Source organism: Vannielia litorea, assembly GCF_900142295.1.
GTDB classification, from domain to species: Bacteria; Pseudomonadota; Alphaproteobacteria; order Rhodobacterales; family Rhodobacteraceae; genus Vannielia; species Vannielia litorea.
Genome location: NZ_FSRL01000001.1, coordinates 2388082 through 2414308 on the forward strand (window position 1 = coordinate 2388082; position 26227 = coordinate 2414308).

Genomic DNA, 26227 nt, shown 5'->3' on the forward strand with positions numbered 1-26227 from the left:
GCGAGTATCGCTTCTTTCCTTCAGACGATGTGTCTATTCTCACGGGCACAACAGCCCGCTCGGATCAAAGCGATGCAGAAATTTGGACGAAACGCCACCATAGACCTCGATGCGCTGGACGAATCAATCATCCGCGAACTGAGCGGCGATGCCCGCCTCAGCATGACCGAGCTCGCCCGCCGCGTCGGCCTCTCCAAGACTCCGGTCCTTGCCCGTGTCCGCCGGCTCGAGGAGGCCGGGCTCATCACCGGCTACCACGCCACCGTGAGCTGGCCCAAGCTCGGGCTCGGCTGCGTCACCTTCGTGCAGGTCCGGCTCACCGACACCCGCGAGAAGGCGCTGAAGGCCTTCAACAAGGCCGTGGCGACCCTGCCGGAAGTGGAGGAATGCCACATGATCGCCTCCGGCTTCGACTACCTGCTGAAGGTCCGCACCCGCGACGTGGCGAGCTACCGCGAGGTGATGGGCGAAAAGCTCTCCGAACTGCCCCACGTCGCCTCCACCTCCTCCTTCGTGGCCCTCGAGGTGGTGAAGGACGGCTGACCGCCCGGCCCATTTCCGCCCCTCGACACGGGCCGCAATTGCCCTAGCCTCTCCCTGACTCGAGAGGAGACCCATATGCCCCAGCCCCCCGCCTGCGACTTCGGCACCCCCGCCCCCGATTTCACCCTCCCCGGCACCGATGGCCGCAGCTGGAGCCTCGCCGATGTGTCGGGCGAGAAGGGCACGCTGATCATGTTCATCTGCAACCACTGCCCCTATGTGAAGGGCATCATCGACCGGCTCATCACGGATGCGCAAACGCTCCAGACCGCCGGCATTGGCGTGGCCGCGATCTGCGCCAACGACGCCGAGAGCCATCCCGCCGACAGCTTCGAGAACATGAAGGCCTGGGCCGAGCAAAAGGCCTTTCCCTTCCCCTACCTGCACGACGAGAGCCAGCAGGTCGCCCGCGCCTATGGTGCCGTCTGCACCCCCAACTTCTTCGGCTACAACGCCGCCGGAGAGCTGCAATACCGCGGCCGGCTCGACGCCTTCGGCAAGAACGCGGCCCCCGCCGACGCCCCCCGCGAGCTGGTCGAGGCGATGATGCAGGTCGCGGCCACCGGCAAGGGCCCGGAGGAGCAGGTGCCGTCGATGGGCTGCTCGATCAAGTGGCGGGCCGCCTGATGCCCGCCCACATCGGGAATTCCGCAGCAAGATGAACGGCTTGCGAGAAAATTCCGCACCGCGTGAAACTTCTGCCGCGGCGCCCGCGTGTCCTCTCCTGCAAGCCGGTCGCGCAGCGCCTTGCTGGGAGGCGCGGCCCCGGGTTGCTGTATGAGTGTGAAGGGTAGAGGCGTCCGCAGCCGGCAAGGGCTGCGGACGTCTCGCTATTGTGGAACGAGGTTGATACGGTCGTCCCCATGGTAACGCCGGAAGAGATCGAGGGGATGATTGCGCGCTGCGGTCTGGGCGACCGCGCCGCCTTTGCCGAGCTCTACCAGGCGACCTCCTCGAAACTTTTTGGCATCTGCCTCCGTATCCTCAGGGAGCGCTCCGAAGCCGAGGATGCCCTGCAGGAAGTCTACCTGCGGATCTGGCGCAAGGCCGAGAGCTACGTTGCGGGCGGACCCTCGCCGATGGCCTGGCTGTCGACCGTCACCCGCAACCTGGCGATCGACCGCCTGCGCGCCAGGGCCCCCGCCGCCGACGAGCTGTCGGATGCGCCCGAGCTGGTGGCCTCCGGCCCGACGCCCGAGCAATCGGCGGTGGCCGCGGGCGAGGCGGCCCGGATCGGCGCCTGCCTCGGCGAGCTGGAGCCGGATCGGGCCGGCGCCGTGCGCGGCGCCTATCTTGAAGGCGCCACCTACGACGAGCTGGCAGGCCGCTACGGCGTGCCGCTCAACACGATGCGAACCTGGCTGCGGCGCAGCCTGATGAAACTGAAAGAGTGCCTCGAGCGATGACCGAAGCGGCCCCATACGACGAAGACGACATCGCCCTGGCGGGCGAATACGTCCTGCGTCTGCTCGGGGCCGAGGAGGTCGCCGCCTTCGAGGCGCGGCTGGCCGCCGAACCCGCGCTGCGCCGCCTTGTCACCGAGTGGCAGGAGGGGCTCGCAAGCCTCGCCGACGAGATCTCCGAGGCCCCGCCCGCCGCCCTCTGGGCCCGGATCGAGGCCGCCGCCCATGGCGACACGCCGCTGCGCAGCGCCGTGCCGTTCTGGGGCTGGCTCACCGGCGGCCTGGTGGCCGCGCTGCTGGCGCTGGCGGTGTTCTTCGTCATCCCGCCCGGCCCGGTGGAGCCGGTGCAACAGGCGCGCATCGCCGCCGAGGACGGCTCGCTGGTGGTGCTGGCCGGGCTTTCCGCCGAGGGCGAGCTGCACCTGGTGCGCGAGGCGGGCGGCCCCCGCGCAGGCCGCGTGCTGGAGCTCTGGCTGATCGCCGAAGGCGCGCCGGCGCCGGTCTCTCTGGGCGTGCTCCCCGAAGAGACCGACGTGCGCATCCCCGTGCCCGAGGCGCTCCGCGCGCGCTTTGCCGGCGGCACCCTGGCCATCTCCGACGAACCCCCCGGCGGCTCTCCCACCGGCGCCCCCACCGGTGACGTCCTGGCCGCCGCGCCCATCGAGCTGCTCTGAAAATTCTGACGCCGATCTTTACATCGTTTTCAATACTTTAGCTGCAGCTCACGGTTTCGTGTGAAACCAAATGCCCGGCTGCTCCGTAGCTCTCTGCATACCCCGGCCGAAACGGTCCGGGACCACACAGAGAGGATTACCCATGCTGACCAAGACGCTTTCGCTCACCGCCGCCGCCGCCCTCTTCGCCGGTGCCGCCTTCGCCGCCAACCCCGAAGTCGGCGGCGCGCCGATGTTCGAAGACAAGAACATCGTCGAAAACGCCGTCAACTCCGCCGACCACACCACGCTGGTCGCCGCCGTGCAGGCCGCCGGCCTGGTCGAGACCCTCTCCGGCGAAGGCCCCTTCACCGTCTTCGCGCCGACCAACGCCGCCTTCGAGAAGCTGCCCGCCGGCACCGTCGAGACCCTGCTGATGCCCGAGAACAAGGATCAGCTGACCAAGATCCTCACCTGCCACGTGGTTGCCGCCGATGCGATGTCGGCCGCCATTAGCCAGATGATCATGGATGACAACGGCGCCCACGAGATCCAGACAGTTGGTGGCTGCGTGTTCACCGCCCGCCAGACCGGCACCGACATCCAGATCGAAGACGAGATGGGCAACATCTCGACCGTGACCATCGCCGACGTGAAGCAGTCGAACGGCGTGATCCACGTGGTCGACACCGTGCTCCTGCCGAAGATGTAAGCCACGATCCGCAGCCGGGGGGCCCAAGCCCCCGGCCGCGGCCAGGTGCCTCCCCTCTACCCATCACCGGGGGGGCACCGCCCTCCTCCCCGCCGAAAGGACAGCCCGATGAACCGCCGCGACTTTCTCTCCGCCGCCTCTGCCGCCCTCCCCGTGGGGCTGCTGCTCAGCCCGCGCCTCCTTGCTGCGACCGAGGGCAGCTTCGAGGTCACGCGAAGCGAGGCCGAGTGGCGCGCCATGCTGACCGAGACCGAATATGCCGTGATGCGCGAGGAGGCGACCGAACGTGCCGGAACCTCGCCGCTCAACGACGAGAAGCGCCCTGGCACCTACGCCTGCAAGGGATGCGACCTGCCGCTCTATTCCTCCGAAACGAAGTATGACAGCGGCACCGGCTGGCCCTCGTTCTGGCAGTCCCTGCCCGATGCCATCGGCACCAAGGAAGACCGCAAGCTGTTTTCGGTCCGCACCGAGTGCCACTGTCGCCGCTGCGGCTCGCACCTGGGCCACATCTTCGATGACGGCCCCGCGCCCACCGGCAAGCGCCACTGCCTCAACGGGGTGAGCCTCACGTTTCTCCCGGCCTGAGAATCCCCCCTCGGCCCGTGTCTCCGTGCGGGCCGACCGCCCGCCCCGCGCACCATCCCGCGCCGGGGCGGGCCCCTTCAGGCAGAGGCCACGGGGCCGCTGAACCCGACCGGCCGCTCAGAACCCCCGCAACTCGGTGAAAACCTCCAGCGGCTCCCGCGCCGTACGCACCGCGTTGGCCGGATGTGCCGGGTCGGCCCGGCCAAGCGCAATCCCGCAAACCACCAGCTCCCCCTCCGGCAGCCCCAGCGCCTCGTGCACCACGTCGCCGTGATGGGCAATCGCCCCCAGCCCGCAGGTCGCCAGCCCCCGCGCCTCCGCCGAGGCCAGCAGCGCCATGATCGCCATGCCGAGATCCATGAAGCAGCCCTTGCCCATGCCCCGGTCGATGGTCACGATCACCCCCACCGGCGCATCGAAGAAGCGGTAGTTGCGGTCGAACTGCCGCCGCCGCCCGTCGAGGTCGCGCCTCTCGATGCCCAGCGCCTCGTAGAGCGCATAGCCCGCCGCCCGCTGCCGCGCCTTCAACTCCGGCGGCATGTGCTTGGGAAAGTAGGAATATTCCGCCACCTGCGGCCGCCCCTCGGCAATCGCCTCGGCCAGGGCGCCCGAGAGCGCGGCCAGGGGCGTGCCGGTCAGCGCGATGAACCGTCCGGGCTGCAGGTTGGCGCCCGAGGGCGCGCGCCGGGCATCGGTGAGGATCGCCTCCACCGTGCTGCGCGCCACCGGGTCGGGCAGAAAGCCCCGCACCGAGCGCCGCTGCGCCAGCGCCTCGCTGACGGTCAGCTCGCGGGTGCGGGGGCCTGCGTCCACCGGCTCAGCCCCGGCTGGGCAGCGCGCCCGGCCGCGCCCTGGCCAGCGCCTGGGTGACCAGCGCCGCCAGCACTGCCTTGATGAGATCGCCGGGGATGAAGGGCAGCGCCGCCACCGTCACCGCCTCGCCGAGCCCCGCCGGCTTGACCAGCATGTACCACGCGAGCGCCACCACGTAGAGCGCCACGATCCCGCCCAGCACCGAGCCCGCCGCCGCGCCCACCGCCACCGGGGCGGCGCGCAGCCGTTCCATCACCAGGCCGGTCACGAAGGCCGCGATGGGAAAGCCCACGAAGAACCCCGCCCAGGGCGTCATCAGCACGCCGAGCCCGCCCCGGCCGCCCGCCAGGAGCGGCAGGCCGAGCAGCACCAGCAGGCAGAAGAGCGCCGCCGCCGCCGCGCCGCGCCAGGCCCCAAGCACCGTGCCGCACAGCATGATGCCCAGCGTCTGCGCCGTGATCGGGATGCCCGAGGCCAGCGTCAGCTTGGGGATCAGCCCCAGCACCGCGATCAGCGCCGCAAACAGCGCGATCATCACCACGTCCCGCTCCGATATCCGCTTCATCTTTCAGCCCCTTCGCTCAATCCGCCGCGCGCCCTCAGCGCCTCGGCCACCCGTTCCGCATCGTCCAGCGCCAGCCCCGCCAGCGGCGCGGCGATCCGCCAACCTGCCCGGCGGCGCCCGCTGCGCGCCCTGTAGCTTTCGGCCAGCGCCGCGCCCTTCTCGCTCAGCACCGGGATAAACCGGATCACCAGCGAGATGGCAAGCTCCAGCGGCCTGGTGCGCAGCCCGACCCACCGCAGCGGCGCGGTCAGCCCGTGCAGCACCGCGAGCATGTCGGCCAACCGTGTCGTCATGGTGACAAGGTTGGCCAGCGCCACCGCGCTCACCAGCCTCAGCACGATCACCGCGCCCTCTTCCAGCGTCCCCACCGCGATGTGCCAGACCGCGATGAGCGCCGCGAAGAGCGCCACCGGCCGAAGCGCAGCAAGGCCCGCCCGCGCGAAGCGCGCGCCCGGCAGGGCATAAAGCGCAGCGACGCCGGCGAGCGAAGCGAGCTGCCCCGCGAGCGAAGCGAGCAGGAACAGCCCGGTTGTCGCCAGGCAGAGCAGCCCCAGCTTCAGCCCCGCAGGACAGCGGTGATACACCGTCTCAACCGGCGAGGTCAGTGAGATCATCGCCCGCCCCCTCCATCGCCGCCCTGAACCGCGCCAGCACCACGCTCGCAGGCCCGTCGGCCTCCACCGCGCCGCGCTCGAGCCAGATCACCCGGTCAAACCCCTCCAGCGCCGCCGGATCGTGCGAGATCATCACCACCCGCTGCGCAATCGCATCGAGCCGCCGGTGCAGCGCCCGCGTGGTCGGAATGTCGAGCCCCGCGAAGGGCTCGTCGAGGATCAGCCACTCCGGTTCCATCGCCAGCACCGAGATCAGGCACAGCAGGTGCCGCTGCCCGCCGCTGAGGCTGCCGACCGGCCGCGCCCACCAATGCCCCTTGCCAAAGCCCTCCAGCGCCGCCCGCGCGGCGGCCTCGGCCTCGCGCCGCCCCTGCTGGGCAAGGCCAAAGCTCACCTCCTCGCCGCAGGTCGGAAAGATGATCTGGTGATCGGGGTTCTGAAACAGGATGCCGACGCGCGCGAGCGCCGCCTTGCGGTCCGCAAAAAGGTCGTCCCCCGCCACCGTCACCGCGCCCTGCGTCGGCGCGATCAGCCCCGCCAGCAGCCGCGCCAGCGTGCTCTTGCCCGAGCCGTTGCGCCCGACGATCCCGATCCGGCGCTCGCCCAGCGCCAGCGTCAGGAGCTGGAGAATCTCCCGCCCCGCCACGCCGTAGCCCGCTTCTTCAAGCCGTATCTCGCCCATCGCACCCTCTTTTGCCGGCCCGCCCTAGCCCGAAACGGCCCGCAATGTAAGGCCCTGCCCGGCCGCAAAACCCACCAAAACAATCGGAATTGACTTACCCAAGCATTTCACTAAGAATTGCCCCGACTCCCAGCCACCCCACCCAAGGGCCAGCCCGGACACGTCGAAAACCGGAGACCCCAGCGAACAGGTGGACCCATGAGAAACGCGACCCCGAGTGACCCGTATTCATCCCTTCTCCAGAGTTTCTTCTACCGCCACTACGGTGCCGGCGAAGCCCGGCTTTTTTGCCGCATCGTCGGGGAGGCGCGGGCATGAACGCGCATGTGACCGCGCCCGCCACCTCCCTGCCCCTGCACGACGCCCGCACCCTCACCCAGGGCGGCATCCAGGCGATGATCGATCTCGACGGGCAGACGTATTTCCTGCGGATCACCCGCGCCGGCAAGCTGATCCTCACCAAGTGAAGCACGCCGTCCTCCCCACCCCGCGCGGGGCCGCACCCGTGGGCCGGGTCTCGGAGCTGACCCCCGCCGAGCGCGCCGCCGTCACCTACCTGCGCATGGCGCTCTCGGGCGGCGGCGCGGCGGTGGCCGAGGATTTCGCCCTGTTGCTCGGCCCGCAGGACGGGGCCGAGGCCCATGCCGCCTTCACCCGCCTGGCCCGCGCGCTCTCGGAGCGGCCCCGCACCTTCCCGCACCACGCGCCCGGCTGCACCTGCTACGGCGGCGACGAGAGCGCCTTCGCCCAGCTGCTCTCCGCCGCCGCCGCAGGCGACGAGGAGGCCGCGATGGGCTTTGCCCTGCACCTCTTCTCCGGGCGCCCGCCGCTCGGGCTGCTCGGCGCCGCCGCCCGCGCCGGTCTGGCCCTCACCCACATGGCCGGGATGCTCTCCGCCCCCCGGCCTCTCCACTGAACGACACCCAGAAAACAGGACAGCAAAGACCAATGATTTCCAAGCTCAAAGCCACGCTCCTCGCCACGGCCACCCTGGCGCCCCTCCCGGCGCTCGCCGGCCCCGCCGAGGTGCTCGCCACCTACGCCGACATCGCCCAGGCCGGCTACGAGGACAGCCTCGCCACCGCGCAAACCCTGCGCTCCGCCGTCGAGGCGCTCATCGCCGATCCGTCGGACGTGACCCTGGAAGCCGCCAGGCACGCCTGGCTCGCCGCGCGCGTGCCCTACCAGCAAACCGAGGTCTTCCGCTTCGGCAACGCCGTGGTCGACGACTGGGAAGGCAAGGTCAACGCCTGGCCGCTGGATGAAGGCCTGATCGACTACGTCGATGCCGGCGGCGCGACGGATGAAAACCCGCTGGCAGGCCTCAACGTGGTCGCAAACCCCACCCTCACCATCTCCGGCGAGGAGATCGACGCGAGCGAGATCACCCCGGCGCTCCTCTCCGACACCCTCCACGAGGCCGACGAGATCGAGGCCAACGTGGCCACCGGCTACCACGCCATCGAGTTCCTGCTCTGGGGGCAAGACCTCAACGGCACCGAGCATGGCGCGGGCAACCGTCCCTTCACCGATTACGCCAGCGGCGAGGCCTGCACCGGCGGCAACTGCGACCGCCGCGCCGCCTACCTCAAGGCCGCGACCGACCTGCTGATCTCCGACCTTGAGTTCATGGCCGCGCAATGGGCCGAGGGCGGCGAAGGCCGCGCCGCCGTGACGGCGGACGAGACGGCGGGCCTCACAGCCATTCTCACCGGCATGGGCTCGCTCTCCTACGGCGAGCAGGCCGGCGAGCGGATGAAGCTCGGCGTCATGCTGCACGATCCCGAAGAGGAGCACGACTGCTTCTCCGACAACACCCACAACTCGCATTACTACGACGGCCTGGGCATCCAGAACGTCTACCTGGGCGAGTACCAGCGGGTCGACGGATCGGTGGTCTCGGGCGAGAGCCTGGCCTCCCTCGTGGCCGCCGCCGATCCGTCGCTTGACGCAGAGCTGACCGCCGCGCTGGCCCATACCATGCGCGAGCTGGGCCAGATCAAGACCGCCGCCGAGGCGGGCTACAGCTACGACCAGATGCTCGCCGCCGGCAACGCCGAGGGCGAGGCCCTGGTGATGGGCGCGGTCGATGCGCTCGTCGCCCAGACCCGCTCCATCGAGCGCGCCGTCACCGCGCTGGGGCTCGACGGCATCGCCGTGGAAGGCTCCGACAGCCTCGATCAGCCCGACGCCGTCTTCCAGTAACCATCCACCACGACGGGGGGCGCTCGCGCGCGTCCCCCGCTCCCTGCCCGCCGGAGGCCCGCCAAGCATGATCGTCTGCTCCTGCCAGCACATCACCGACCGCGACATCCACGCCGCTATCGACTGGATGCGTGCCTCCGATCCTGCCACTATGATCACGCCGGGCCGTGTCTACCACGCGCTCGGCAAGCGTGCCGACTGCGGCGGCTGCATGCCGCTCTTCCTGTCGACCATGCGCGCCAACACCAACCTCGCCGTCCCCGCCGAACTGATCGGCCTCAGGCAGCGACCCCAGAGGAAAGAACACACCGCATGAAAGGCGACGCAAAGGTCATCGAGTACCTGAACGCAGCACTCCGTTCCGAACTGACAGCGGTCAACCAATACTGGCTCCACTACCGGATGCAGGATGACATGGGCCTGCCCGGCCTCGCCGCCAAGTCGCGCGAAGAGAGCATCGAGGAGATGCACCACGCCGACAAGCTGATCACCCGCATCCTCTTTCTCGAGGGCCACCCCAACCTGCAAAAGCTCGACCCGCTGCGCATCGGCGAGACCCCCCGCGAGATGCTCGAGGCCGATCTGGCCGCCGAGCACGAGGCCCGCACGCTCTACAAGGAGGCCCGCGACCACTGCGAGAGCGTCGGCGATTACGTGTCGAAGAACCTCTTCGAGGAGCTGATGGCCGACGAGGAAGGCCACATCGACTTCCTCGAAACCCAGCTCGACCTGCACGACCGCGTCGGCGAGCAGAACTACGCCCAGCTCAACGCCGGCCCGGCCAAGGACGCCGAGTAGGGCAGAGGAACAGTCATCCTCGGGCTTGACCCGAGGACCTCCCCGCCAAGAGACCCTCGGGTCAAGCCCGAGGGTGACACCCGCAAAACCGCACCCGAATAATCCGTCGCCCCCGCGCGTATCTTCCAAGACCCCCGCAGCAACCGAACGCACCGCGCCCCATGCCCCTCCGCCTCGCCTCCCTCCTCGCCCTCCTCGCCGCGCCCCTCGCCGCCCAGACCCTCACCGACGACCATCTTCCCGTGGTGCCACGCACCCCCGAGGAAGCCGCCCGCATCGCCGCCGTCACTGCCCCCGCCACCGAGTTCTCCGCCCCCGAGGCCTTCGAGCAGAACGCCGGCGGCGCGGCCACCGTCCGGCGGCGCGGCAATGCCGATGCCTTCTCCCAGCCCTCCGGCAACATCGACTTCGCCCGCGAGCTCGACTTCAAGCTGGGCAACGGCCTGTTCCGCAAGCTCTGGGTCTCCTCGCCGTCCTCCACCCTCGCCTCCGACGGCCTCGGCCCGCTCTACAACGCCCGTTCCTGCCAGCGCTGCCACCTCAAGGACGGGCGCGGCCACCCGCCGGTGCCGGGCGAGGATGATGGCACCACCATGTTCCTGCGCGTCTCCATCCCCGGCACCCCCGAGGACGGGATCGAGGAGATCGCCGATTACATCGCCACCCTCCCCGAACCCACCTACGGCGGCCAGATGCAGGACCACTCGCTGCCCGGCATCCCCGCCGAGTACCGCCTCGGCATCACCTACGAGGAGATCCATGTGCCGCTTTCGGGCGGCGAAACGGCCAGCCTCCGCGCGCCCACCTACACAGCCGAAAACCTCGGCTGGGGCCCGCTCCACCCGCAGGCCATGCTCTCGCCCCGCGTCGCCCCCCAGATGATCGGCCTCGGCCTGATCGAGGCGATCCCGGCGGCCGATATCCTCGCAAACGCCGACGAAAACGATGCAAACAACGACGGCATCTCCGGCCGCGCCAACATCGTCTGGTCGCTCGAGTTCGACAAACCCATGCTCGGCCGCTTCGGCCTCAAGGCCGGGATGCCCACCATCAAGGAGCAATCCGCCGCCGCCTTCGCCGGCGACATCGGCATCTCCTCGCCGCTCCACCCCGACGGCTTCGGAGATTGCGCCCTCGCACAGGCCGCCTGCCAGCAGGCCCCTCACGGCGACCAGGACGCCCGCGGCTTCGAGATCGGCGCCGACGGGCTCGACCTCGTCACCTTCTACTCCCGCAACCTCGCCGTCCCGGCCCGTGCCGCCGTCGATGACCCGCAGGTGCTGCGCGGCAAGGCGGTGTTCTACGAAACCGGCTGCACCGCCTGCCACACCCCCAAGTTCGTCACCCACCGGCTCGACGGGCAGCCCGAGCAGAGCTTTCAGCTGATCTGGCCCTATTCCGACTTCCTGCTGCACGACATGGGCGAAGGTCTGGCCGATCACCGCCCCGAGGCCCGCGCCACCGGCACCGAATGGCGCACCGCGCCGCTCTGGGGCATCGGCCTGACAAGCCAGGTCTCCGGCCACACCCTCTTTCTCCACGATGGCCGCGCCCGCTCCCTGCTGGAGGCGATCCTCTGGCACGGCGGCGAGGCCCAAGCCCAGCGCGACGCCGTGGTGGAGATGGCCCCGGCAGACCGCGCCGCCCTGATAACCTATCTCGAAAGCCTGTAGGGTGGGCACTCTGCCCTCCCCCCGAAAGGACATCATGCGCCAGCTCGCCGCCGCCCTCGCCCTCCTCGCCGCCCCGCTCCACGCGGGCGTGCCCGAGGCTATCGACGGCCACATCCTCCCGCGCCATGCCGCCTTCGCCGAGGCCGCCGCCGCGCTCGATGCCGCCGCACAGGCAGATTGCACGGCAGACGGCCTCAAGCCGTCCTACCACGCCGCCTTCGATGCCTGGATCGGCGTTCAGCACCTCGCGCTCGGCCCCCTGCAAGAGATCGGCGGCCCCCTCGCGCTGCAGTTCTGGCCCGATACCAAGGGCTTCACCGCCCGCCAGCTCGCGATGGCTCTGAAGTCCGAGGCGCCCGAGACCGTCACGCGCGAGGGCTTTGCAGGGCAATCCGTCGCCGTGCAGGGCTTCATGGCGCTGGAGCGCATGCTCTACGACGAGGCTTTATCGGCCTACCCCGCCGAGACCTACGCCTGCGCCCTGACCCGCGCCATTGCCCATGACATCGCCACCAAGGCCGCCACCCTCGCCGCCGACTGGCCCGCCACCGCCGAGGCCCTGCGCAGCGCCGGCGCGCCCGGCAACGCCACCTACCTCGCCCCGGCCGAGGCGGCGCAGGCGCTCTTCACCGCCCTCATCGCAGGGATCGAATACAACGACGACGCCCGCCTCGCCCGCCCCTTGGGCAGCTTCGACAAGCCCCGCCCCACCCTCGCCGAGGCCTGGCGCTCGGGCCGCAGCCAGCGCAACCTCGCGCTCTCGCTGGCGGCGCTGGAGGAGTTCGCCGCCCTGCTGGCCGACGGCGCGGCACCCGAGACCCGAAAGCTCTTCGAAAGCACCCAGGCCTGGCTCGCGGGCCTCGACGAGCCCCGCCTTGCAGGCGTTTCCGAGCCCACCGCCCGCATGGGGATCGAGAGCCTCGCCTCCTACCTCTCCGCGCTGAAAGAGACCGCCGCCGCCGAGCTGGGCGCGCATCTCGACGTGGGCCAGGGCTTCAACGCGCTCGATGGCGACTGACCGATGATCCCGCGCCGCGCCTTCCTCGCCAGCCTCGCCGCCGCCGCCGCCCTGCCCCGCGCCTCCTGGGCCGACGCCGGCGCGCCCGCCTTTCTCGCGGCGGCCCGCGCGCCCTCCGGCGCCTTCACCCTCTGCGGCCTCTCCGCCGCAGGCGCCCTGCGCTTCCGCCTGCCCCTGCCCGACCGTGGCCATGCCGCCGCAGCCCACCCCACACGCCCCGAGGCGGTGGCCTTCGCCCGCCGCCCCGGCCGCTTTGCCGTGGTGATCGACTGCGCCTCCGGCCGCCAGACCGCCCGGCTCGACGCGCCCGAAGGGCGGCACTTCCAGGGTCACGGCGCCTTTCTGGAAGGCGGCACCGTGCTAGCGACCTCCGAGAACGACTTCGCCACCGGCGCGGGCGTCATCGGCCTCTGGGCACCCGACGAGGGCTACACGCGCATCGGCGAGCTGCCCTCGGGCGGCATCGGCCCGCACGAGTTACTCACCCTGCCCGATGACCGCAGCCTGCTCGTCGCCAACGGCGGGCTGCGCACCGAAGAGGGCAGCCGCGAGGTGCTGAACCTCGACACCATGCGCCCCAACCTCGCCGTGGTCACGCCCGACCGGGGCGTGAGGGAGCTGGCCGAACTGCCCGAGGCCCTCTGGCCCAACTCCATTCGCCACCTCGCCCTGCGCCCGGACGGGCGCGCGGGCTTCGCCATGCAGTGGCAGGGCGACCCCTCCGAGGCGGTGCCGCTGCTGGGCCTCTGGCAGGCCGGCGCACCCTTGCGGCTCTGCGAGCCCCCGCCCGCCCGCGCACTGGCGATGCGCGGCTACGCCGGCTCGGTCGCCTTTTCGGGTGACGGACAGGCGCTGGCCATCACCTCGCCCCGCGGCGGCGAGGTGCAGCTCTTCGATGCCGAAACCGCCACGCTCACGGCCCACTGGCGCCGCCCCGACATCTGCGGGCTGGCGCCCCTGGGCGCGGGCTTTCTCGCCTCCGACGGGATGGGCGGCCTCTTCGCGCTGGCGACCGACGGCAGCGCCACGCCGCTGGCCCGCCACGAGGCCGCCTGGGACAATCACCTCGTTCCGGTGCGCCCGGCCTGAAGCCTCAGGTCACCGCGCCGCGCTCGGCAAACCGCGCCTCGCGCCATTCGCCGCTCGCCAGCACCTCGCGCAGCGCCAGCACCGCCCGCGCCACCTCTTCGAAGCTCAGGTAGAGCGGCGCAAAGCCGAAGCGCAGCACGTCCGGCGCGCGGAAATCCCCGATCACGCCCCGCGCGATCAGCGCCTGCATGATCTCGTAGCCGTTCGCGTGGCGGAACGACACCTGGCTGCCCCGCGCCGCGGCCTCGCGCGGCGAGCCCAGCTCCAGCTCCGGGCAGACGGCTTCGACCCAGCCGATGAAGGCCTCGGTCATCGCGCGGCTCTTGGCCCGCACCTCCGCCATCCCGACCCCCTCCCAATCCTCCAGCGCGCCCGCCAGCGTGCGCATCGAGAGCACCGGCTGCGTGCCGGCGAGAAAGGCCTTCACCCCCTCCGCGGCCGCATAGCCCGGCTCGAAGGCGAAGGGCCGCGCGTGGCCCCACCAGCCGCTCACCGGCTGGCGGATGCTGCCATGGTGGCGCGCGGCCGCGTAGACGAAGCCCGGCGCGCCCGGCCCGCCGTTGAGATACTTGTAGGTGCAGCCCACGGCAAAATCGGCGCCGTCGCGGTCCAGCGCCACCTCCAGCGCCCCCGCCGAATGCGACAGGTCCCAGACCGCCAGCGCGCCCGCCGCCTGCGCCGCCGCGCTCAGCCCCGCCATGTCGCGCAGCGCCCCGCTGCGGTAGTCGACGTGGTTGACCAGCATCGCCGCAACCTCATCCGTGAGTGCGGCCTCCACCGGCCCCTCCGCCAGCACCAGCCGCGCCCCCGCCGCCGCGCAGACCCCCTCGGCGATGTAGAGATCGGTGGGAAAGCTCGTCGCCTCCGCCAGGATCACGCGCCGGTCGGGGCGCAGGGCAAGGCAGGCGTGCAGCACCTTGTAGAGGTTCACCGAGATCGTGTCGCAGCAGGCCACGCTGCCCGCACCCGCGCCCACCAGCCGCCCGATCCGGTCGCCCAGCGCCAGCGGCATCTCGAACCACCCCGCCGCGTTCCACGAGCGGATCAGCCCCTCGGCCCATTCCTGGCGCGCCGCCACCTCGAGCGCCGCCAGGGCTGCGTGGCTGGCGGGGCCGAGCGAGTTGCCATCGAGGTAGATCACCCCTTCCGGGATCAGGTAGCGCGCCCGCCTCGGGGCAAGCGGGTCATCGGCATCGCGGGCACGGGCGTCGGCAATCAGGTCCATGGGCGCAATCTCGCACGGGCGCGGGGCCCGCGCCAGATCAATGCGCCTCGCCGAAGAGCCCCGTCTGCACCGGATAGTTGGCGGCAACCTGATACTCCGGGTCGTCCTCGCTGACTTCCAGGATCAGCCCGGTCTGGCTCAGCAGCTTCCGGCAGTCATCGCTGAGGTGCCGCAGGTGCAGCTCCTTGCCCTCGTCCATGTACTTCTTCGCCACGCCCTCGATCGCCGACAGCGCCGTCTGGTCGGCCACCCGGCTCTCCGCAAAGTCCACGATCACCAGCTCCGGGTCTCCCTTGGGATCGAACAGCTCGAGAAACCCGTCCGCCGAGCCAAAGAACAGCGGCCCCACCACCTCATACACCTTCGCGCCCTCCGGTGTGGTGTGGCTCCGCGCGGTGATCCGCTTGGCGTTCTGCCAGGCGTAGTGCAGCGCCGAAACGATCACGCCAACGACAACCGCCACCGCGAGGTCTTCCAGCACCGTCACCACGGTGACGAGGATGGTGACGAAACTGGCGAACTTGGTGCTCACCCGCATGATCCGGAAGGTGTTCCAGGCGAAGGTGCCGATGACGACCATGAACATCACCCCCACCAGCGCCGCCAGCGGGATCTGCTCGATCAGCGGGCTGGCGAAAAGGATGAACGACAGCAGAAAGAGCGCCGCCGCAATCGCCGCCAGCCGGGTCCGCCCGCCGGACTTCACGTTGATCATCGACTGCCCGATCATCGCGCAGCCGCCCATGCCGCCGAAGAAGCCGGTGACCGTGTTGGCCATGCCCTGCGCCACGCACTCCCTGGAGGCCCCGCCACGCTGGTCGGTCATCTGGTTGACGAGGTTCAGCGTCAGCAGGCTCTCGATCAGCCCGATGGCCGCGAGGATCAGCGCATAGGGAAAGATGATGTAGAGCGTTTCCAGGTTCAGCGGCGCCAAAGGCGTGCCATAAAGCCCCTCGCCCTCGCCGAACGGGATGTGGAACGGCGGCAGCGTGCCCGCGATCGAGGCCATGTCGCCCACCCGCGGCACGGGGATGTTGAAGACGATCACCACGATCGCCACGATCCCGATGCCCGCCAGCGGCGCCGGGATCACGTTGGTCACCTTCGGCAGGCCCCAGATGATCAGCATCGTCAGCGCCACGAGGCCCAGCATCAGCATCAGCGGCAGGCCGGTCAGCCACTCGCCATCGCCGCCCGGCACCTTGAACTGCCCCAGCTGGGCCAAAAAGATCACGATCGCCAGCCCGTTGACGAAGCCCAGCATCACCGCATGGGGCACCAGCCGGATGAACCTCCCGAGGTGAAACACCCCTGCCCCGATCTGCAGGATCCCCATGAGGATCACCGTGGCGAAAAGATATTCGACCCCGTGTTGCGCCACCAGGCTCACCATCACCACCGCCAGCGCGCCCGTCGCGCCCGAGATCATCCCGGGCCGCCCGCCGAAGACCGCGGTAATGAGCCCCACCATGAAGGCCGCGTAAAGGCCCACCAGCGGGTGCACATGGGCCACAAAGGCAAAGGCCACCGCCTCGGGCACCAGCGCCAGCGCCACCGTCAGCCCCGAGAGCAGCTCGGTTTTGACCCGCGCGGCCATCGGTTCGTCGCCCTGCCGGAAATCGCCCATGATCCCGCGGGCAAAGGCGAAAAACGGGCTCTTGCCCGCGCGTGGCGTCTCACTCATGTCATGTCTTCCGGCTGGCTTGGCTGTTCGCTGCGCTGCAGCTAGCATGTTTGCGCCAGCGGCAAAACCCCCGCAGGCCGTCGCAGGGGCGCCTTGGGCAAACCGCTTGCAGGCCCGCGGCAGATCGGGCTCCATCGGGGCAGCAACGAGGGGAAGGCGCATGAAACGAATGATCGGCATCATCGGCGGGTCGGGTCTTTATGACATCGACGGGCTGCAAGACGCCCGCTGGCTGACCCTCGACACCCCTTGGGGGCCGCCGTCGGATGCCATCTTCACCGGCACGCTGGGCGGGGTGCCGCTGGCCTTCCTGCCCCGCCACGGGCGCGGCCATGTGCACACGCCCTCCACCGTGCCCTACCGCGCCAACATCGCCGCGCTGAAGATGCTGGGCGTGACCGACGTGGTCTCGATCTCCGCCTGCGGCTCCTTCCGCGAGGAGATGGCGCCGGGGGACTTCGTGCTGGTCGACCAGTTCATCGACCGCACCTTCGCCCGCGAGAAGAGCTTCTTCTCCACCGGCTGCGTAGCCCATGTCAGCATGGCGCACCCCACCTGCCCCGCGCTTGGGGCCGAGGTGGCCGAGGCCGCGCGCGGCGCCGGGGCCACCGTCCATCCGCACGGCACCTACCTGGCGATGGAGGGCCCGCAGTTCAGCTCGGTGGCCGAGTCCCGGATGTACCGGAGCTGGGGCTGCGACGTGATCGGCATGACCAACATGCCCGAGGCCAAGCTCGCCCGTGAAGCCGAGCTCTGCTACGCCTCGCTGGCCATGGTCACCGATTACGACAGCTGGCACGAGGGCCACGACACCGTCGACATCACCGAGATCCTCGCCACGCTGCAGGGCAACTCCGCCCGCGCCAAAGAGACCATCGCCAACCTGCCCGCGCGCCTCGGCGCCGAACACGCCCCCTGCCCGCACGGCTGCGACACGGCGCTCGACCACGCCATCATGACCGCGCCCGAGGCCCGCGACCCGGCGCTCCTCGACCGCCTGAAAGCCATCGCCGCCCGCGTGCTCTGAGCCTCCGCGCCCGCCTCAGATGTCCTGGTTCTCCAGCATCCCCATCAGGCCGCGCTCGGGCAGCCAGGGGTTCAGCCCCAGCGCCTCCTCCAGCGCCGTCTTCGCCTCGCCGTTGCGGCCGAGCCCCATCAGGGTCAGCGCCTTGCCGGCGATCGCGGCAAAATGGTCGGGGGCGCGGGTGATCGCGGCCTCGAGGTCCGTCAGCGCGGGGGCGTAGTCGCGCTGCATGAATCGGATGAAGGCGCGCTGGTTGTAGCCCTCGGCATAGCCGGGGCAGTAATCGACCAGCGCATCGAAGGCCTTGATCGCCCCCTCGAAGTCATGGGCCTCGCGCCGGTCCATGCCCTCGTCGAGCAGTTCCTGGGCGCGGGCATCGGGCGCGGTCGCCCAGATATCCCACATGGCATTGGCGTGGCCGCGGGCCTCCATCTCGGTCTCCGCCTCGCGGATCGACCGCAAGACCTCGGCCCGCTTCTCCGGCTCCACCAGCACCGCCGTGTCGCACCCCTCCGCCGCTGCCGCCACCGGGGCAACGCCAAGGGCCAGTGCCGCTATCAACCATTTGCTAACCATGCCCCAGCCTCCCCTGACCCGGCCCCTTCGGTCAACGCCCCACACGAAAACATGATGAACGCCGCCGCCACAGCTTGACCCTCCCGCGCCCTCCGGGCACTCATCCCCCATGTTCCCGATCCGCGACCACAACCCCTCCCGCAAGACCCCCTGGGTCACGCTCGCGCTGATCGTCGCCAATGTCGCGGTCTTCGTGCTGATGACCCTGCCGCTGAACGACCGCCAGCTCTACGCGCTCTACACCGAGTTCGGCGTCACCCCGGCGCGGGTCGAGGCGCTCGATTACCTCACCGCCATGTTCCTCCACGGCGGCATCCTGCACCTGATCGGCAACATGCTGTTTCTCTGGATCTTCGGCGACAACCTGGAGGAGGAGATGGGCCACCTGCCCTTTCTCGCCTTCTACCTCGCCACCGGCGTGGTGGCGACCTGGCTGCACGTGGCCGCCTCCCCCGGCAGCATGGTGCCGCTGGTCGGCGCCTCGGGCGCCATCGCCGGGGTGATGGGCGGCTACCTGCTGCTCTACCCCAGGGCCAGGATCGACGTGCTCTTCATCATCGTCATCATCCCCAAGGTCTGGCCGATCCCGGCCTGGATCGTGCTCGCCGTCTGGTTCGGCCTTCAGCTGGCCAACGGCGCGATGACCGTGGGCAGCGGCGGCGGCGTGGCCTACTGGGCCCATGTCGGCGGTTTCATCGCCGGGGTGATCGGAACCCTGCCCTGGTTCCTCAAGGAGGGCGCCGCGCGCTGGTGGCAACGGACCGATGGCCACCCGCCCCACCCCGAGGCCGACTATGGCCGCCTGTCTTCCACGTCCATCCCCACCGTCCGGAGACGCCGATGACCGAAGCCCCCCGCCGCGCCACCTGCCATTGCGGCGCGGTGGAGCTCGAGGTCACGCTGGTGCCCGCAGGCCTCGGCTCGATCCGCCGCTGCGACTGCTCCTTCTGCCGCCGCCGCGGCGCCGCCCCGGTCTCGGCAAGGCTGGCCGACCTGAAGATCGTGAAGGGCGCCGACGCCCTCACGCTCTACACCTGGGGCAGCCACACGGCGAAACACTGGTTCTGCGCCACCTGCGGCATCTACACCCACCACCAGCGCCGCTCGAACCCCGAGGAATACGGCGTGAACGCGGCCTGCCTCGAGAGCGTCAACCCGCGCGACCTGGAGCCGATCCCCTGGGCCGACGGCGTGAACCACCCCAGCGACCGCAGCTGACTCCGCTGCCGGGTTCCTCGAGTGCTTTCAGCAAGACGCAGCAGCAGCCGCGCGCTGTCCCGACCGGGGCGCGCAAAGCGTGAACGATCCTGATCAGATGCGCCCCGCCCGCGCCGCCCGGGCGCGCGCCTACTCGCCGCGCACCAGCTTGGCGAACTTGGGAAACAGCGTCGGGTTCGCGGCGATGATCTCGCCATCGGCAAGCATGCTGTTGCCCTCGCGGATCGGCTCCACGAAGCCGCCCGCCTCGCGCACGATCAGCAGACCGGCGGCGATGTCCCAGGCGTTCAGCCGCTTCTCCCAGTAGCCGTCGAACCGGCCCGCCGCCACATAGGCAAGGTCGAGCGCGGCCGCGCCCCAGCGGCGCACCCCGGCGCAGGTCGGCAGCAGGCGCGCGCAGGCCTTCAGCGTCTCGGGCAGCTCCGGGCGGCCACCGAAGGGCAGGCCGGTGGCAAAGATGCTCTCGATCATCCGCTCGCGCCCCGAAACCCGCAGCCGGGTCTCGTTCATGAAGGCGCCGCCGCCCTTCTCGGCAAAGAACATCTCGTCCTTCGCCGGGTCGAAGACCACGCCGGCCACGACCTCGCCCTTGTGCTCCAGCGCGATCGACACAGCCCAATGCGGCAGCCCGTGCAGAAAGTTGGTGGTCCCGTCGAGCGGATCGACGATCCAGCGCCGGGTCGGGTCCTCGCCCGGCGTGCCGCCGCCCTCCTCGCCGAGCCAGCCATAGGTCGGCCGCGCGCCCATCAGCTCCGCCTTCACGATCTCTTCGGCCCGCGTGTCGGCGCGGCTGACAAAGTCGCCCGGCCCCTTGGTCGAGACCTGGAGGTTCTCCACCTCGCGGAAGTCCTTCACCAGCGAGCGGCCCGCCGCGCGGGCGGCCTTGATCATGGTGTTGAGGTTTGCGCTGCCCGACATGGCTCGGCTCCTTTGGCGTTCAAGGTGGCGCGTATAGGCCGGATTCGCCCCGCTGCCAAGCGCTAGCCCGCGCGCTGCAGCTTCAGCGGCTCGGTCCGGGCGAGGCGGAGGAAATGCGCCATGTAGGGCTTGGTGGCCTCCTCCTCCCGCGTGGCCGCGTAGAGCCTGCGGGTAAGGCCCTTTTCGGTGAGCGGCCGGGTGATGTAGTCGTCGCTCTTCACCGTTGCGCGCAGCACCCAGTCGGGCAGCACGCTCACGCCGCGCCCCGAGGCCACCAGCAGCAGGATCACCGCCGTCAGCTCGCTCTGGCGCACCTGCCGGGGCTGCACCTTGGCCGGGGTCAGAAACTGCGAGAACACGTCGAGCCGGGCCTGCTCGACCGGATAGGTGATGAGCACCTCGTCGCGCAGGTCCTCCGGCGCCACGAAGGCCTTGGCGGCGAGCGGGTGCGACGCGGCGGCCACGAAGGTCGGCTGGTAGTCGAAGAGCGGCGCAAAGCCGATGCCCGGCAGGTCTTCGGGGTCGGAAGACACCACCAGGTCCACCTCCTCCCGGTTCAGCGCCGGCAGCGCGTCGAAGGCGAGGCCGGGGCGGATGTCCACATCCACGTCCGGCCAGGCCCGGCGGAACTGCTCCAGCACCGGAAACAGCCACTCAAAGCAGGCATGGCACTCGATGGCGATGTGGAGCCGCCCGGTCTTGCCGCTCTTCAGCGCCTTGAAATCGGCCTCCAGCGCCTCCAGCTCCGGCAGGATCTTTTCCGCGAGCTTCAGCAGCCTGTGCCCGGCCGCCGAGAGCTTCAGCGGTTTCGAGCGCCGCACGAAAAGCTCCACCCCGGCCTGCTCCTCAAGCCCCTTGATCTGATGGCTCAGGGCCGACTGGGTGATGTTGAGCACATCCGCCGCCCGGGCCAGCCCGCCGGCCTGGTGGATCGCCCGGACACTCCTCAGGTGGCGAAACTCTATATGCATAGGAAACTCATGATCGTGTTGAGAGTTATGAGCTTGTTTCACATCCCCCGCAATGCGACAACCAAAACCGACCCGATGCCCATGAGAGCCGACATGCCCGCCACCCCTTCCGTTTCCTTCGAGTTCTTCCCGCCGCAAAACCTCGAGGCGAGCTTTCGCCTCTGGGACACCGTGCAGGTGCTCGCCCCGCTCGATCCCACCTTCGTTTCGGTGACCTACGGCGCCGGGGGCACCACCCGCGAGCTGACCCGCGAGGCCGTGGCCACGCTGCACAAGTCCTCGGGCCTCAACGTGGCCGCCCACCTGACCTGTGTCGACGCCACCCGCGAGGAGACCCTGGGCATCGCCCGCGCCTTCCACGAGGCCGGCGTGCGCGAGATCGTCGCCCTGCGCGGCGACCCGCCCAAGGGCAGCAAGGGCTTCGAGCCGCACCCGGAAGGCTTCGCCAATTCCTGCGAGCTGATCTCGGCGCTCAAGGCCACCGGCGACTTCAAGATCCGCGTCGGCGCCTACCCCGACCCGCACCCCGAGGCCAGGGGGGACGGGGCCGATGTGGAGTGGCTCAAGCGCAAGTTCGAGGCCGGAGCCGACGAGGCGATCACCCAGTTCTTCTTCGAGGCCGAGACCTTCCTGCGCTTCCGCGACGCCTGCGTGAAGGCTGGCATCGACAAGCCGGTGATCCCCGGCGTGCTGCCGATCGAGAACTTCCGCAACACCGCCCGCTTTGCCGCCCGCTGCGGCGCCAAGGTGCCGCAGTGGATGGCCGAGGCCTTCGCCACCGCCGAACGCGACGGCCGCGAGGAGCTTCTGGCCACGGCCCTGGCCACCGAGCTCTGCACCGAGCTGCTGGAGGAAGGCGTGGATCACCTGCACTTCTACACCCTCAACCGCCCCGGCCTCACCCGCGACGTTTGCCGCGCCCTCGGCGTCCACCCGGTGCAAACGCTGGAAAACGTGGCCTGACACCGCCACCGGCGCGCCGGAACGAAGGGTTTTCACGAAAGGTCTTCACGCCCGAAGATTCTTCGTGAAGTTCCTTCCGCCGCGGCAGCCCGCCGCGCCGGGCGGCCGGGCCCCTGGCAGAGCCCAAGCTCCTTAACATGTTATCCCTTGGCAAAACCCTCCCGGCAGGCCACAACACCGCAAAGGGAGGACACCCATGCTGACCAAGGATCAACGCGCCAAGGCCGTCGCATCGCTGCTCGAATCGCATCGCACCAAGGTGCAGGGCGAGCGCCCCTCGGCGATGTTTCCCGAGATCGCCCTGGAGGATGCCTATGCCATCTCTTCCGCCGTGGCCGAGGCGCGGGTGGACGCGGGCCACCGGATCGTCGGCCACAAGATCGGCCTCACCTCCAAGGCCATGCAGGCGGCGAGCCAGATCGACGAGCCCGATTTCGGCTACCTCTTCTCCGACCAGCTCCTGCACGACGGCGCGCGCGTGCCCTTCGAGAACTTCTGCAAGCCGCGCGTCGAGCCCGAGTTGACCTTCGTGCTGCACTCCCCCCTCAAGGGCCCCGGCGTGCAGCTGATCGACGTGCTGAGGGCGACCGAATGGGTCATCCCCTCCATCGAGATCATCGACGCGAGGGTGACCGAGCCGCGCAAGATCTTCGACACAGTGGCCGACAACGGCGCCGGTGCCGGCATCGTGCTGGGCGGTCGCCCGGTCCGGCCCGATGCGATCGACCTGCGCACCGTGGGCGCCATCTTCTACCGCAACTCCGAGATCGAGGAGACAGGCCTTGCCGCCGGCGTGCTCGGCCACCCCGCCATGGCCATCGCCTGGCTCGCCAACAAGCTCGGCCCCTATGGCACCGAGCTGAAGCCGGGCGACTACATGCTCTCGGGCAGCTTCACCCGGCCGGTCCACGCCCGGAAGGGCGATACCCTCCACGCCGATTTCGGCCCGCTCGGATCGGTGGCGGTGCAGTTCACCTGAGCGTCACTCCCTGCCCCACCGTCCCGGCGCGTTAACGATGCACCCGCAGCGGTGACCGCCGAAGATCGCGTATGCATGGATTGTGCATCACTTGTGCATGGGTTGTGTATCGGGGTATCAAAATACCCCATCCGGCCGGCTTCCGCCGCCGCACGGTGCCGTAAGGAAGGTGCAACCCACCGAGGCGGGGCCTCACAGGATTCCGATTTCCGCAAGTTTTGCAACGAGTTCGGGCGGCATCTCGGGGTCGCCCACGCGCTGCTTCGGCAGGTCCGGCGGCGCGTCCTCGGGCTTCAGGTAGCGCCACCCCTGAAACGGACGCCGCACCGCAGGAGCCACCCGGATCAACTCCGGCGCCAGCACGATCCCGCAGCGCCGGATCCCGTCACCGCCCACCACCTCGTCGAGCCGCAGCACCTCCTGCCGCGCCTGGATCACGCCCTTGATCACCCAGTAGAGCGAGCCGCCGTTCAGCAGCGCCGCCTCCTGCTTCGGCCACATCCGGGTCACATGGCGGCTCTCCGCCACGCCGGTCTCCCGCCGCCGCTGTGCCCGCCAGGCCTCGAGCTGGTCCAGCGTGTCGACACCGACACAGAGCTTGACCAGATGTATGGTGTTCTTTGTATGTTCACCCATGATGTGGTAGCCTAAATGCCCACCGACGATTCTGCCAGACGCCCTGACGAGGTGTTGAACAGCCCCGCCCATCGCCCTATCCTGCGCCTTCGCAGCACACTCTGGGATCCCGCCATGACCGCCTTCTCCGCCCCGATCGCCGAAGCCATCTGGGACATGAAATACCGTTTCAAGAAGGCCGATGGCACGCCCATTGACGAGACGGTGCAGGACAGCTGGCGCCGCGTCGCCCGCGCGCTGGCCGAGGGCGAGGCCGATGCGCCCGCGCGCGAGCAGGAGTTCTACGAGGCCCTGTCCGATTTCAAATACCTGCCCGCCGGCCGCATCCTCGCCGGCGCCGGCACCGCCCGCGCCGTTACCCTCTTCAACTGCTTCGTGATGGGCACCGTCCCCGACTCCATGGGCGGCATCTTCGACATGCTGAAGGAGGCTGCCCTGACGATGCAGCAGGGCGGCGGAATCGGCTATGATTTCAGCACCATCCGGCCCAAGGGCGCGGCTGTCTCCGGGGTCGCCGCCGATGCCTCCGGGCCGCTGTCGTTCATGGATGTCTGGGATGCGATGTGCCGCACCATCATGTCGGCCGGCTCCCGCCGCGGCGCGATGATGGCGACCATGCGCTGCGATCACCCCGACATCGAGGCCTTCATCGCCGCCAAGTCCGACCCCGCCCGTTTGCGGATGTTCAACCTTTCGGTGCTGGTCTCCGATCCGTTCATGGAGGCGGTCAAGGCCGACAAGCCGTGGGAGCTCGTGTTCGGCGGCAAGGTCTATCACACGGTCCAGGCGCGGGACCTGTGGAACAAGATCATGCGCTCCACCTACGACTACGCCGAGCCCGGCGTGATCTTCATCGACCGTATCAACGCGATGAACAACCTGAACTACGTGGAGAAGATCGCGGCCACCAACCCCTGCGGCGAACAGCCCCTGCCGCCCTACGGCGCCTGTCTTCTGGGCTCGATCAACCTTGCCCGGCTGGTCACCGATCCCTTCGAGGCCACCGCCGCCATCGACATGGAGGCGCTGGCCAAGCTCACCGCCACCGCCGTCCGGATGATGGACAACGTGGTCGATGCCTCCCGCTTTCCCCTTCCCCAGCAGCAGTCCGAGGCGCAGGCCAAGCGCCGGATCGGCCTCGGCGTCACCGGCCTCGCCGACGCGCTGCTGATGACCGGCCTGCGCTACGGCTCCGACGAGGCAGCCGCGCAAACCGAGGCCTGGCTCCACGCCATCGCCCGCGCCGCCTACCTCGCCTCCGTCGACCTGGCGAAGGAGAAAGGCCCCTTCCCCCTCTTCGAGGCCGAGCCCTACCTCGCCTCGGGCACCATGGCCCAGATGGACGAGGACGTGCGCGAGGCGATCCGCACCCACGGCATCCGCAACGCGCTGGTCACATCCATCGCCCCCACCGGCACCATCTCGCTCTATGCCGGCAACGTCTCCAGCGGCATCGAGCCGGTCTTCGCCTATGCCTACACCCGCAAGGTGCTGCAACCCGACGGCTCGCGCACCGAGGAAGAAGTGGTTGATTACGCTGTGCAAATGTGGCGCGATCTGAAGGGTGACGCCCCCCTGCCCGACCACTTCACCAACGCCCAGACCCTGTCGCCCTCCGAGCACGTCAAGATGCAGGCCGCCGCCCAGAAGTGGATCGACAGCTCCATCTCCAAGACCATCAACTGCCCCGAAGACATCAGCTTCGAGGCCTTCAAGGATATCTACCTGCAAGCCTACGAGACCGGCTGCAAGGGCTGCACCACCTACCGCCCGAACGATGTGACGGGGAGTGTTTTGAGTGTTTCTCAAGACAGTTCCGAAGCCCTACCGAAACTCGACTCACCTGCCGAGAGGCTGAAGTGGGCGCAAGAGAAAGCGGGATTTGCCACTCAGCAGCAGGCGGCAGACGCGATCGGAATAAAGCGATCTCGCTATTCTCTGTGGGTCGCTGGCGGAAAACAGGAGCTTTCCAAAGAGGGCGCAGAGTTAGCTGCCAGTGCCTTCAACGTGCCCGCAGGCTGGCTGCTTTTCGGTGAGGGCAATCAATCAGAAACCCTCGCCACCCCCGGCACCGAACCCAACCACCCCCACGGCGATGTCATCTACATGCACGAGCCGCTCGACCGTCCGCAGGCGCTTGAGGGCAACACCTACAAGCTCAAGTGGCCCGACAGCGAGCATGCCATCTACATCACCATCAACGACGTGGTGGTGGGCAACCAGCGGCGGCCCTTCGAGGTCTTCATCAATTCCAAGAACATGGAGCACTTCGCCTGGACGGTGGCGCTGACCCGGATGATCTCCGCCGTCTTCCGACGCGGCGGCGACGTGTCCTTCGTGGTCGAGGAGCTGAAGGCCGTGTTCGACCCGCGCGGCGGCGCCTGGATGCAGGGCAAATACGTGCCGTCGATCCTGGCTGCCATCGGCGGGGTGATCGAGCGCCACCTCATCGCCATCGGCTTCATCGCGGGCGAGGGCATGGGCCTCAAGGCCGACCCCCAGGCGCAGGTGGTCTCCATCGGCAGCCCCCGCGGCAAGGCCTGCCCCGCCTGCGGCCAGTTCACCCTTCAGATGGTCGAAGGTTGCATGACCTGCACCTCCTGCGGGCACAGCAAGTGCGGCTGATCACCTGCGCCTGCCTCACACGGCAGGGCCTTGCAACCTGACGGGAGCGCGG

30 protein-coding genes are annotated in these 26227 nt (G+C 69.5%); 20 read left to right on the forward strand and 10 right to left on the reverse strand.

The annotated features are described in order from the left end of the window. Positions 1–72 precede the first annotated feature (72 nt). The 6 genes from BUR94_RS11635 to msrB all read left to right on the forward strand — a co-directional run bounded on the left by BUR94_RS11635 (position 73) and on the right by msrB (position 3899). Positions 73–543 carry an Lrp/AsnC family transcriptional regulator gene (locus tag BUR94_RS11635; RefSeq protein ID WP_074256391.1) on the forward strand — a complete coding sequence of 157 codons (471 nt, stop codon included), beginning with the start codon at positions 73–75 and terminating at the stop codon, positions 541–543. 75 nt (positions 544–618) lie between these two features. Continuing rightward, entirely contained in the window at positions 619–1170 is a 552-nt protein-coding gene (locus BUR94_RS11640; RefSeq protein WP_074256392.1) for a thioredoxin family protein, read from the forward strand. Between the two features lie 236 nt (positions 1171–1406). Continuing rightward, a complete protein-coding gene (locus tag BUR94_RS11645) occupies positions 1407–1949 on the forward strand; it encodes a sigma-70 family RNA polymerase sigma factor (RefSeq protein ID WP_074256393.1) in 543 nt (180 codons plus the stop codon). Beyond that, positions 1946–2620, forward strand: a complete 675-nt coding sequence (locus BUR94_RS11650; protein ID WP_074256394.1) for an anti-sigma factor — start codon at positions 1946–1948, stop codon at positions 2618–2620. The genes BUR94_RS11645 and BUR94_RS11650 overlap by 4 nt, the downstream gene beginning before the upstream one ends. A gap of 142 nt (positions 2621–2762) precedes the next feature. Further along, positions 2763–3311, forward strand: coding sequence for a fasciclin domain-containing protein (locus BUR94_RS11655; RefSeq protein WP_074256395.1), 549 nt, complete (start codon positions 2763–2765; stop codon positions 3309–3311). A gap of 108 nt (positions 3312–3419) precedes the next feature. Continuing rightward, positions 3420–3899 carry a peptide-methionine (R)-S-oxide reductase MsrB gene (msrB, locus tag BUR94_RS11660; RefSeq protein ID WP_074256396.1) on the forward strand — a complete coding sequence of 160 codons (480 nt, stop codon included), beginning with the start codon at positions 3420–3422 and terminating at the stop codon, positions 3897–3899. A 117-nt stretch (positions 3900–4016) separates the two neighbouring features. Here msrB and BUR94_RS11665 read toward each other — a convergent pair whose 3' ends face one another. The 4 genes from BUR94_RS11665 to BUR94_RS11680 are packed head-to-tail and all read right to left on the reverse strand — an operon-like array spanning position 4017 to position 6573. Then, positions 4017–4712 carry a nitroreductase gene (locus BUR94_RS11665; RefSeq protein WP_074256397.1) on the reverse strand — a complete coding sequence of 232 codons (696 nt, stop codon included), beginning with the start codon at positions 4710–4712 and terminating at the stop codon, positions 4017–4019. A 4-nt stretch (positions 4713–4716) separates the two neighbouring features. Beyond that, complete coding sequence (locus tag BUR94_RS11670) at positions 4717–5277, reverse strand: biotin transporter BioY (RefSeq protein ID WP_074256398.1); 561 nt, start codon at positions 5275–5277, stop codon at positions 4717–4719. Next, positions 5274–5891, reverse strand: coding sequence for a CbiQ family ECF transporter T component (locus BUR94_RS11675; RefSeq protein WP_074256399.1), 618 nt, complete (start codon positions 5889–5891; stop codon positions 5274–5276). Before BUR94_RS11675 ends, BUR94_RS11670 begins: the two co-directional genes overlap by 4 nt. Continuing rightward, positions 5866–6573, reverse strand: a complete 708-nt coding sequence (locus BUR94_RS11680) for an energy-coupling factor ABC transporter ATP-binding protein (RefSeq protein WP_074256400.1) — start codon at positions 6571–6573, stop codon at positions 5866–5868. The genes BUR94_RS11675 and BUR94_RS11680 overlap by 26 nt, the downstream gene beginning before the upstream one ends. Before the next feature lie 314 nt (positions 6574–6887). Between BUR94_RS11680 and hemP the strand changes: the two genes are divergently transcribed. The 8 genes from hemP (at position 6888) to BUR94_RS11720 (ending at position 13356) form a co-directional block, all read left to right on the forward strand. Beyond that, positions 6888–7040 carry a hemin uptake protein HemP gene (hemP, locus tag BUR94_RS11685; RefSeq protein ID WP_074256401.1) on the forward strand — a complete coding sequence of 51 codons (153 nt, stop codon included), beginning with the start codon at positions 6888–6890 and terminating at the stop codon, positions 7038–7040. After that, complete coding sequence (locus BUR94_RS11690) at positions 7037–7489, forward strand: hypothetical protein (RefSeq protein ID WP_074256402.1); 453 nt, start codon at positions 7037–7039, stop codon at positions 7487–7489. The genes hemP and BUR94_RS11690 overlap by 4 nt, the downstream gene beginning before the upstream one ends. 32 nt (positions 7490–7521) lie before the next feature. Beyond that, on the forward strand, positions 7522–8778 hold the full coding sequence (locus tag BUR94_RS11695) for an imelysin family protein (RefSeq protein WP_074256403.1): 1257 nt from the start codon (positions 7522–7524) through the stop codon (positions 8776–8778). Positions 8779–8845: 67 nt separating this feature from the next. After that, positions 8846–9094, forward strand: coding sequence for a (2Fe-2S)-binding protein (locus BUR94_RS11700; RefSeq protein ID WP_074256404.1), 249 nt, complete (start codon positions 8846–8848; stop codon positions 9092–9094). Then, complete coding sequence (gene bfr, locus BUR94_RS11705) at positions 9091–9576, forward strand: bacterioferritin (RefSeq protein WP_074256405.1); 486 nt, start codon at positions 9091–9093, stop codon at positions 9574–9576. The genes BUR94_RS11700 and bfr overlap by 4 nt, the downstream gene beginning before the upstream one ends. Before the next feature lie 161 nt (positions 9577–9737). Beyond that, positions 9738–11249: a di-heme oxidoreductase family protein gene (locus tag BUR94_RS11710; protein ID WP_074256406.1), complete on the forward strand. Its 1512-nt coding sequence runs from the start codon at positions 9738–9740 to the stop codon at positions 11247–11249. A 34-nt stretch (positions 11250–11283) separates the two neighbouring features. Further along, complete coding sequence (locus BUR94_RS11715; RefSeq protein ID WP_074256407.1) at positions 11284–12267, forward strand: imelysin family protein; 984 nt, start codon at positions 11284–11286, stop codon at positions 12265–12267. A 3-nt stretch (positions 12268–12270) separates the two neighbouring features. Next, positions 12271–13356, forward strand: a complete 1086-nt coding sequence (locus tag BUR94_RS11720) for a DUF1513 domain-containing protein (RefSeq protein ID WP_074256408.1) — start codon at positions 12271–12273, stop codon at positions 13354–13356. A 4-nt stretch (positions 13357–13360) separates the two neighbouring features. Here BUR94_RS11720 and kynU read toward each other — a convergent pair whose 3' ends face one another. Together kynU and BUR94_RS11730 are read right to left on the reverse strand one after the other, a co-directional pair. Continuing rightward, complete coding sequence (gene kynU / locus BUR94_RS11725) at positions 13361–14581, reverse strand: kynureninase (RefSeq protein WP_074256409.1); 1221 nt, start codon at positions 14579–14581, stop codon at positions 13361–13363. A gap of 37 nt (positions 14582–14618) precedes the next feature. After that, positions 14619–16208 carry a SulP family inorganic anion transporter gene (locus BUR94_RS11730; protein WP_074257700.1) on the reverse strand — a complete coding sequence of 530 codons (1590 nt, stop codon included), beginning with the start codon at positions 16206–16208 and terminating at the stop codon, positions 14619–14621. Between the two features lie 217 nt (positions 16209–16425). Between BUR94_RS11730 and BUR94_RS11735 the strand changes: the two genes are divergently transcribed. Further along, positions 16426–17292, forward strand: coding sequence for an S-methyl-5'-thioadenosine phosphorylase (locus BUR94_RS11735; protein ID WP_074256410.1), 867 nt, complete (start codon positions 16426–16428; stop codon positions 17290–17292). 15 nt (positions 17293–17307) lie between these two features. Here the strand turns inward: BUR94_RS11735 and BUR94_RS11740 are convergent, their stop codons facing one another. After that, the gene (locus tag BUR94_RS11740) at positions 17308–17865 is read right to left on the reverse strand and encodes a tetratricopeptide repeat protein (RefSeq protein WP_074256411.1); all 558 of its coding nucleotides are present in this window, start codon (positions 17863–17865) and stop codon (positions 17308–17310) included. Between the two features lie 109 nt (positions 17866–17974). Here BUR94_RS11740 and BUR94_RS11745 point away from each other — a divergent pair, with 109 nt between their 5' ends. Both BUR94_RS11745 and BUR94_RS11750 read left to right on the forward strand, forming a co-directional pair. Then, complete coding sequence (locus BUR94_RS11745) at positions 17975–18709, forward strand: rhomboid family intramembrane serine protease (protein WP_074256412.1); 735 nt, start codon at positions 17975–17977, stop codon at positions 18707–18709. After that, on the forward strand, positions 18706–19083 hold the full coding sequence (locus tag BUR94_RS11750; RefSeq protein ID WP_074256413.1) for a GFA family protein: 378 nt from the start codon (positions 18706–18708) through the stop codon (positions 19081–19083). Before BUR94_RS11745 ends, BUR94_RS11750 begins: the two co-directional genes overlap by 4 nt. Positions 19084–19212: 129 nt before the next feature. On the opposite strand, the gene BUR94_RS11755 is transcribed toward BUR94_RS11750, so the two are convergent. Both BUR94_RS11755 and BUR94_RS11760 read right to left on the reverse strand, forming a co-directional pair. Next, positions 19213–20001: an inositol monophosphatase family protein gene (locus BUR94_RS11755; protein ID WP_074256414.1), complete on the reverse strand. Its 789-nt coding sequence runs from the start codon at positions 19999–20001 to the stop codon at positions 19213–19215. A 62-nt stretch (positions 20002–20063) separates the two neighbouring features. Continuing rightward, entirely contained in the window at positions 20064–20972 is a 909-nt protein-coding gene (locus BUR94_RS11760; protein WP_074256415.1) for a LysR family transcriptional regulator, read from the reverse strand. A gap of 93 nt (positions 20973–21065) precedes the next feature. On the opposite strand from BUR94_RS11760, the gene metF reads away from it, so the two are divergent. After that, on the forward strand, positions 21066–21935 hold the full coding sequence (gene metF, locus BUR94_RS11765) for a methylenetetrahydrofolate reductase [NAD(P)H] (protein WP_074257701.1): 870 nt from the start codon (positions 21066–21068) through the stop codon (positions 21933–21935). Between the two features lie 196 nt (positions 21936–22131). Continuing rightward, complete coding sequence (locus BUR94_RS11770) at positions 22132–22914, forward strand: FAA hydrolase family protein (RefSeq protein WP_074256416.1); 783 nt, start codon at positions 22132–22134, stop codon at positions 22912–22914. 192 nt (positions 22915–23106) lie between these two features. On the opposite strand, the gene BUR94_RS11775 is transcribed toward BUR94_RS11770, so the two are convergent. Next, positions 23107–23550, reverse strand: a complete 444-nt coding sequence (locus tag BUR94_RS11775; RefSeq protein WP_074256417.1) for a DUF1489 family protein — start codon at positions 23548–23550, stop codon at positions 23107–23109. Between the two features lie 114 nt (positions 23551–23664). On the opposite strand from BUR94_RS11775, the gene BUR94_RS11780 reads away from it, so the two are divergent. Next, the gene (locus BUR94_RS11780) at positions 23665–26175 is read left to right on the forward strand and encodes an adenosylcobalamin-dependent ribonucleoside-diphosphate reductase (RefSeq protein WP_074256418.1); all 2511 of its coding nucleotides are present in this window, start codon (positions 23665–23667) and stop codon (positions 26173–26175) included. The last annotated feature ends 52 nt before the right edge of the window (positions 26176–26227 follow it).

Bases quoted from the DNA above. Each gene is read 5' to 3' on its own strand.
- kynU (WP_074256409.1), bottom strand. From the start codon at position 14,581: ATGGACCTGATTGCCGACGCCCGTGCCCGCGATGCCGATGACCCGCTT.
- BUR94_RS11645 (WP_074256393.1), top strand. From the start codon at position 1,407: ATGGTAACGCCGGAAGAGATCGAGGGGATGATTGCGCGCTGCGGTCTG.
- BUR94_RS11655 (WP_074256395.1), top strand. From the start codon at position 2,763: ATGCTGACCAAGACGCTTTCGCTCACCGCCGCCGCCGCCCTCTTCGCC.
- BUR94_RS11775 (WP_074256417.1), bottom strand. From the start codon at position 23,550: ATGGGTGAACATACAAAGAACACCATACATCTGGTCAAGCTCTGTGTC.
- BUR94_RS11695 (WP_074256403.1), top strand. From the start codon at position 7,522: ATGATTTCCAAGCTCAAAGCCACGCTCCTCGCCACGGCCACCCTGGCG.
- BUR94_RS11745 (WP_074256412.1), top strand. From the start codon at position 17,975: ATGTTCCCGATCCGCGACCACAACCCCTCCCGCAAGACCCCCTGGGTC.
- BUR94_RS11640 (WP_074256392.1), top strand. From the start codon at position 619: ATGCCCCAGCCCCCCGCCTGCGACTTCGGCACCCCCGCCCCCGATTTC.
- BUR94_RS11710 (WP_074256406.1), top strand. From the start codon at position 9,738: ATGCCCCTCCGCCTCGCCTCCCTCCTCGCCCTCCTCGCCGCGCCCCTC.
- BUR94_RS11715 (WP_074256407.1), top strand. From the start codon at position 11,284: ATGCGCCAGCTCGCCGCCGCCCTCGCCCTCCTCGCCGCCCCGCTCCAC.
- hemP (WP_074256401.1), top strand. From the start codon at position 6,888: ATGAACGCGCATGTGACCGCGCCCGCCACCTCCCTGCCCCTGCACGAC.
- BUR94_RS11650 (WP_074256394.1), top strand. From the start codon at position 1,946: ATGACCGAAGCGGCCCCATACGACGAAGACGACATCGCCCTGGCGGGC.
- msrB (WP_074256396.1), top strand. From the start codon at position 3,420: ATGAACCGCCGCGACTTTCTCTCCGCCGCCTCTGCCGCCCTCCCCGTG.
- BUR94_RS11635 (WP_074256391.1), top strand. From the start codon at position 73: ATGCAGAAATTTGGACGAAACGCCACCATAGACCTCGATGCGCTGGAC.
- metF (WP_074257701.1), top strand. From the start codon at position 21,066: ATGCCCGCCACCCCTTCCGTTTCCTTCGAGTTCTTCCCGCCGCAAAAC.
- BUR94_RS11780 (WP_074256418.1), top strand. From the start codon at position 23,665: ATGACCGCCTTCTCCGCCCCGATCGCCGAAGCCATCTGGGACATGAAA.
- BUR94_RS11755 (WP_074256414.1), bottom strand. From the start codon at position 20,001: ATGTCGGGCAGCGCAAACCTCAACACCATGATCAAGGCCGCCCGCGCG.
- BUR94_RS11730 (WP_074257700.1), bottom strand. From the start codon at position 16,208: ATGGGCGATTTCCGGCAGGGCGACGAACCGATGGCCGCGCGGGTCAAA.
- BUR94_RS11740 (WP_074256411.1), bottom strand. From the start codon at position 17,865: ATGGTTAGCAAATGGTTGATAGCGGCACTGGCCCTTGGCGTTGCCCCG.
- BUR94_RS11735 (WP_074256410.1), top strand. From the start codon at position 16,426: ATGAAACGAATGATCGGCATCATCGGCGGGTCGGGTCTTTATGACATC.
- BUR94_RS11720 (WP_074256408.1), top strand. From the start codon at position 12,271: ATGATCCCGCGCCGCGCCTTCCTCGCCAGCCTCGCCGCCGCCGCCGCC.
- BUR94_RS11680 (WP_074256400.1), bottom strand. From the start codon at position 6,573: ATGGGCGAGATACGGCTTGAAGAAGCGGGCTACGGCGTGGCGGGGCGG.
- bfr (WP_074256405.1), top strand. From the start codon at position 9,091: ATGAAAGGCGACGCAAAGGTCATCGAGTACCTGAACGCAGCACTCCGT.
- BUR94_RS11760 (WP_074256415.1), bottom strand. From the start codon at position 20,972: ATGCATATAGAGTTTCGCCACCTGAGGAGTGTCCGGGCGATCCACCAG.
- BUR94_RS11700 (WP_074256404.1), top strand. From the start codon at position 8,846: ATGATCGTCTGCTCCTGCCAGCACATCACCGACCGCGACATCCACGCC.
- BUR94_RS11670 (WP_074256398.1), bottom strand. From the start codon at position 5,277: ATGAAGCGGATATCGGAGCGGGACGTGGTGATGATCGCGCTGTTTGCG.
- BUR94_RS11770 (WP_074256416.1), top strand. From the start codon at position 22,132: ATGCTGACCAAGGATCAACGCGCCAAGGCCGTCGCATCGCTGCTCGAA.
- BUR94_RS11750 (WP_074256413.1), top strand. From the start codon at position 18,706: ATGACCGAAGCCCCCCGCCGCGCCACCTGCCATTGCGGCGCGGTGGAG.
- BUR94_RS11675 (WP_074256399.1), bottom strand. From the start codon at position 5,891: ATGATCTCACTGACCTCGCCGGTTGAGACGGTGTATCACCGCTGTCCT.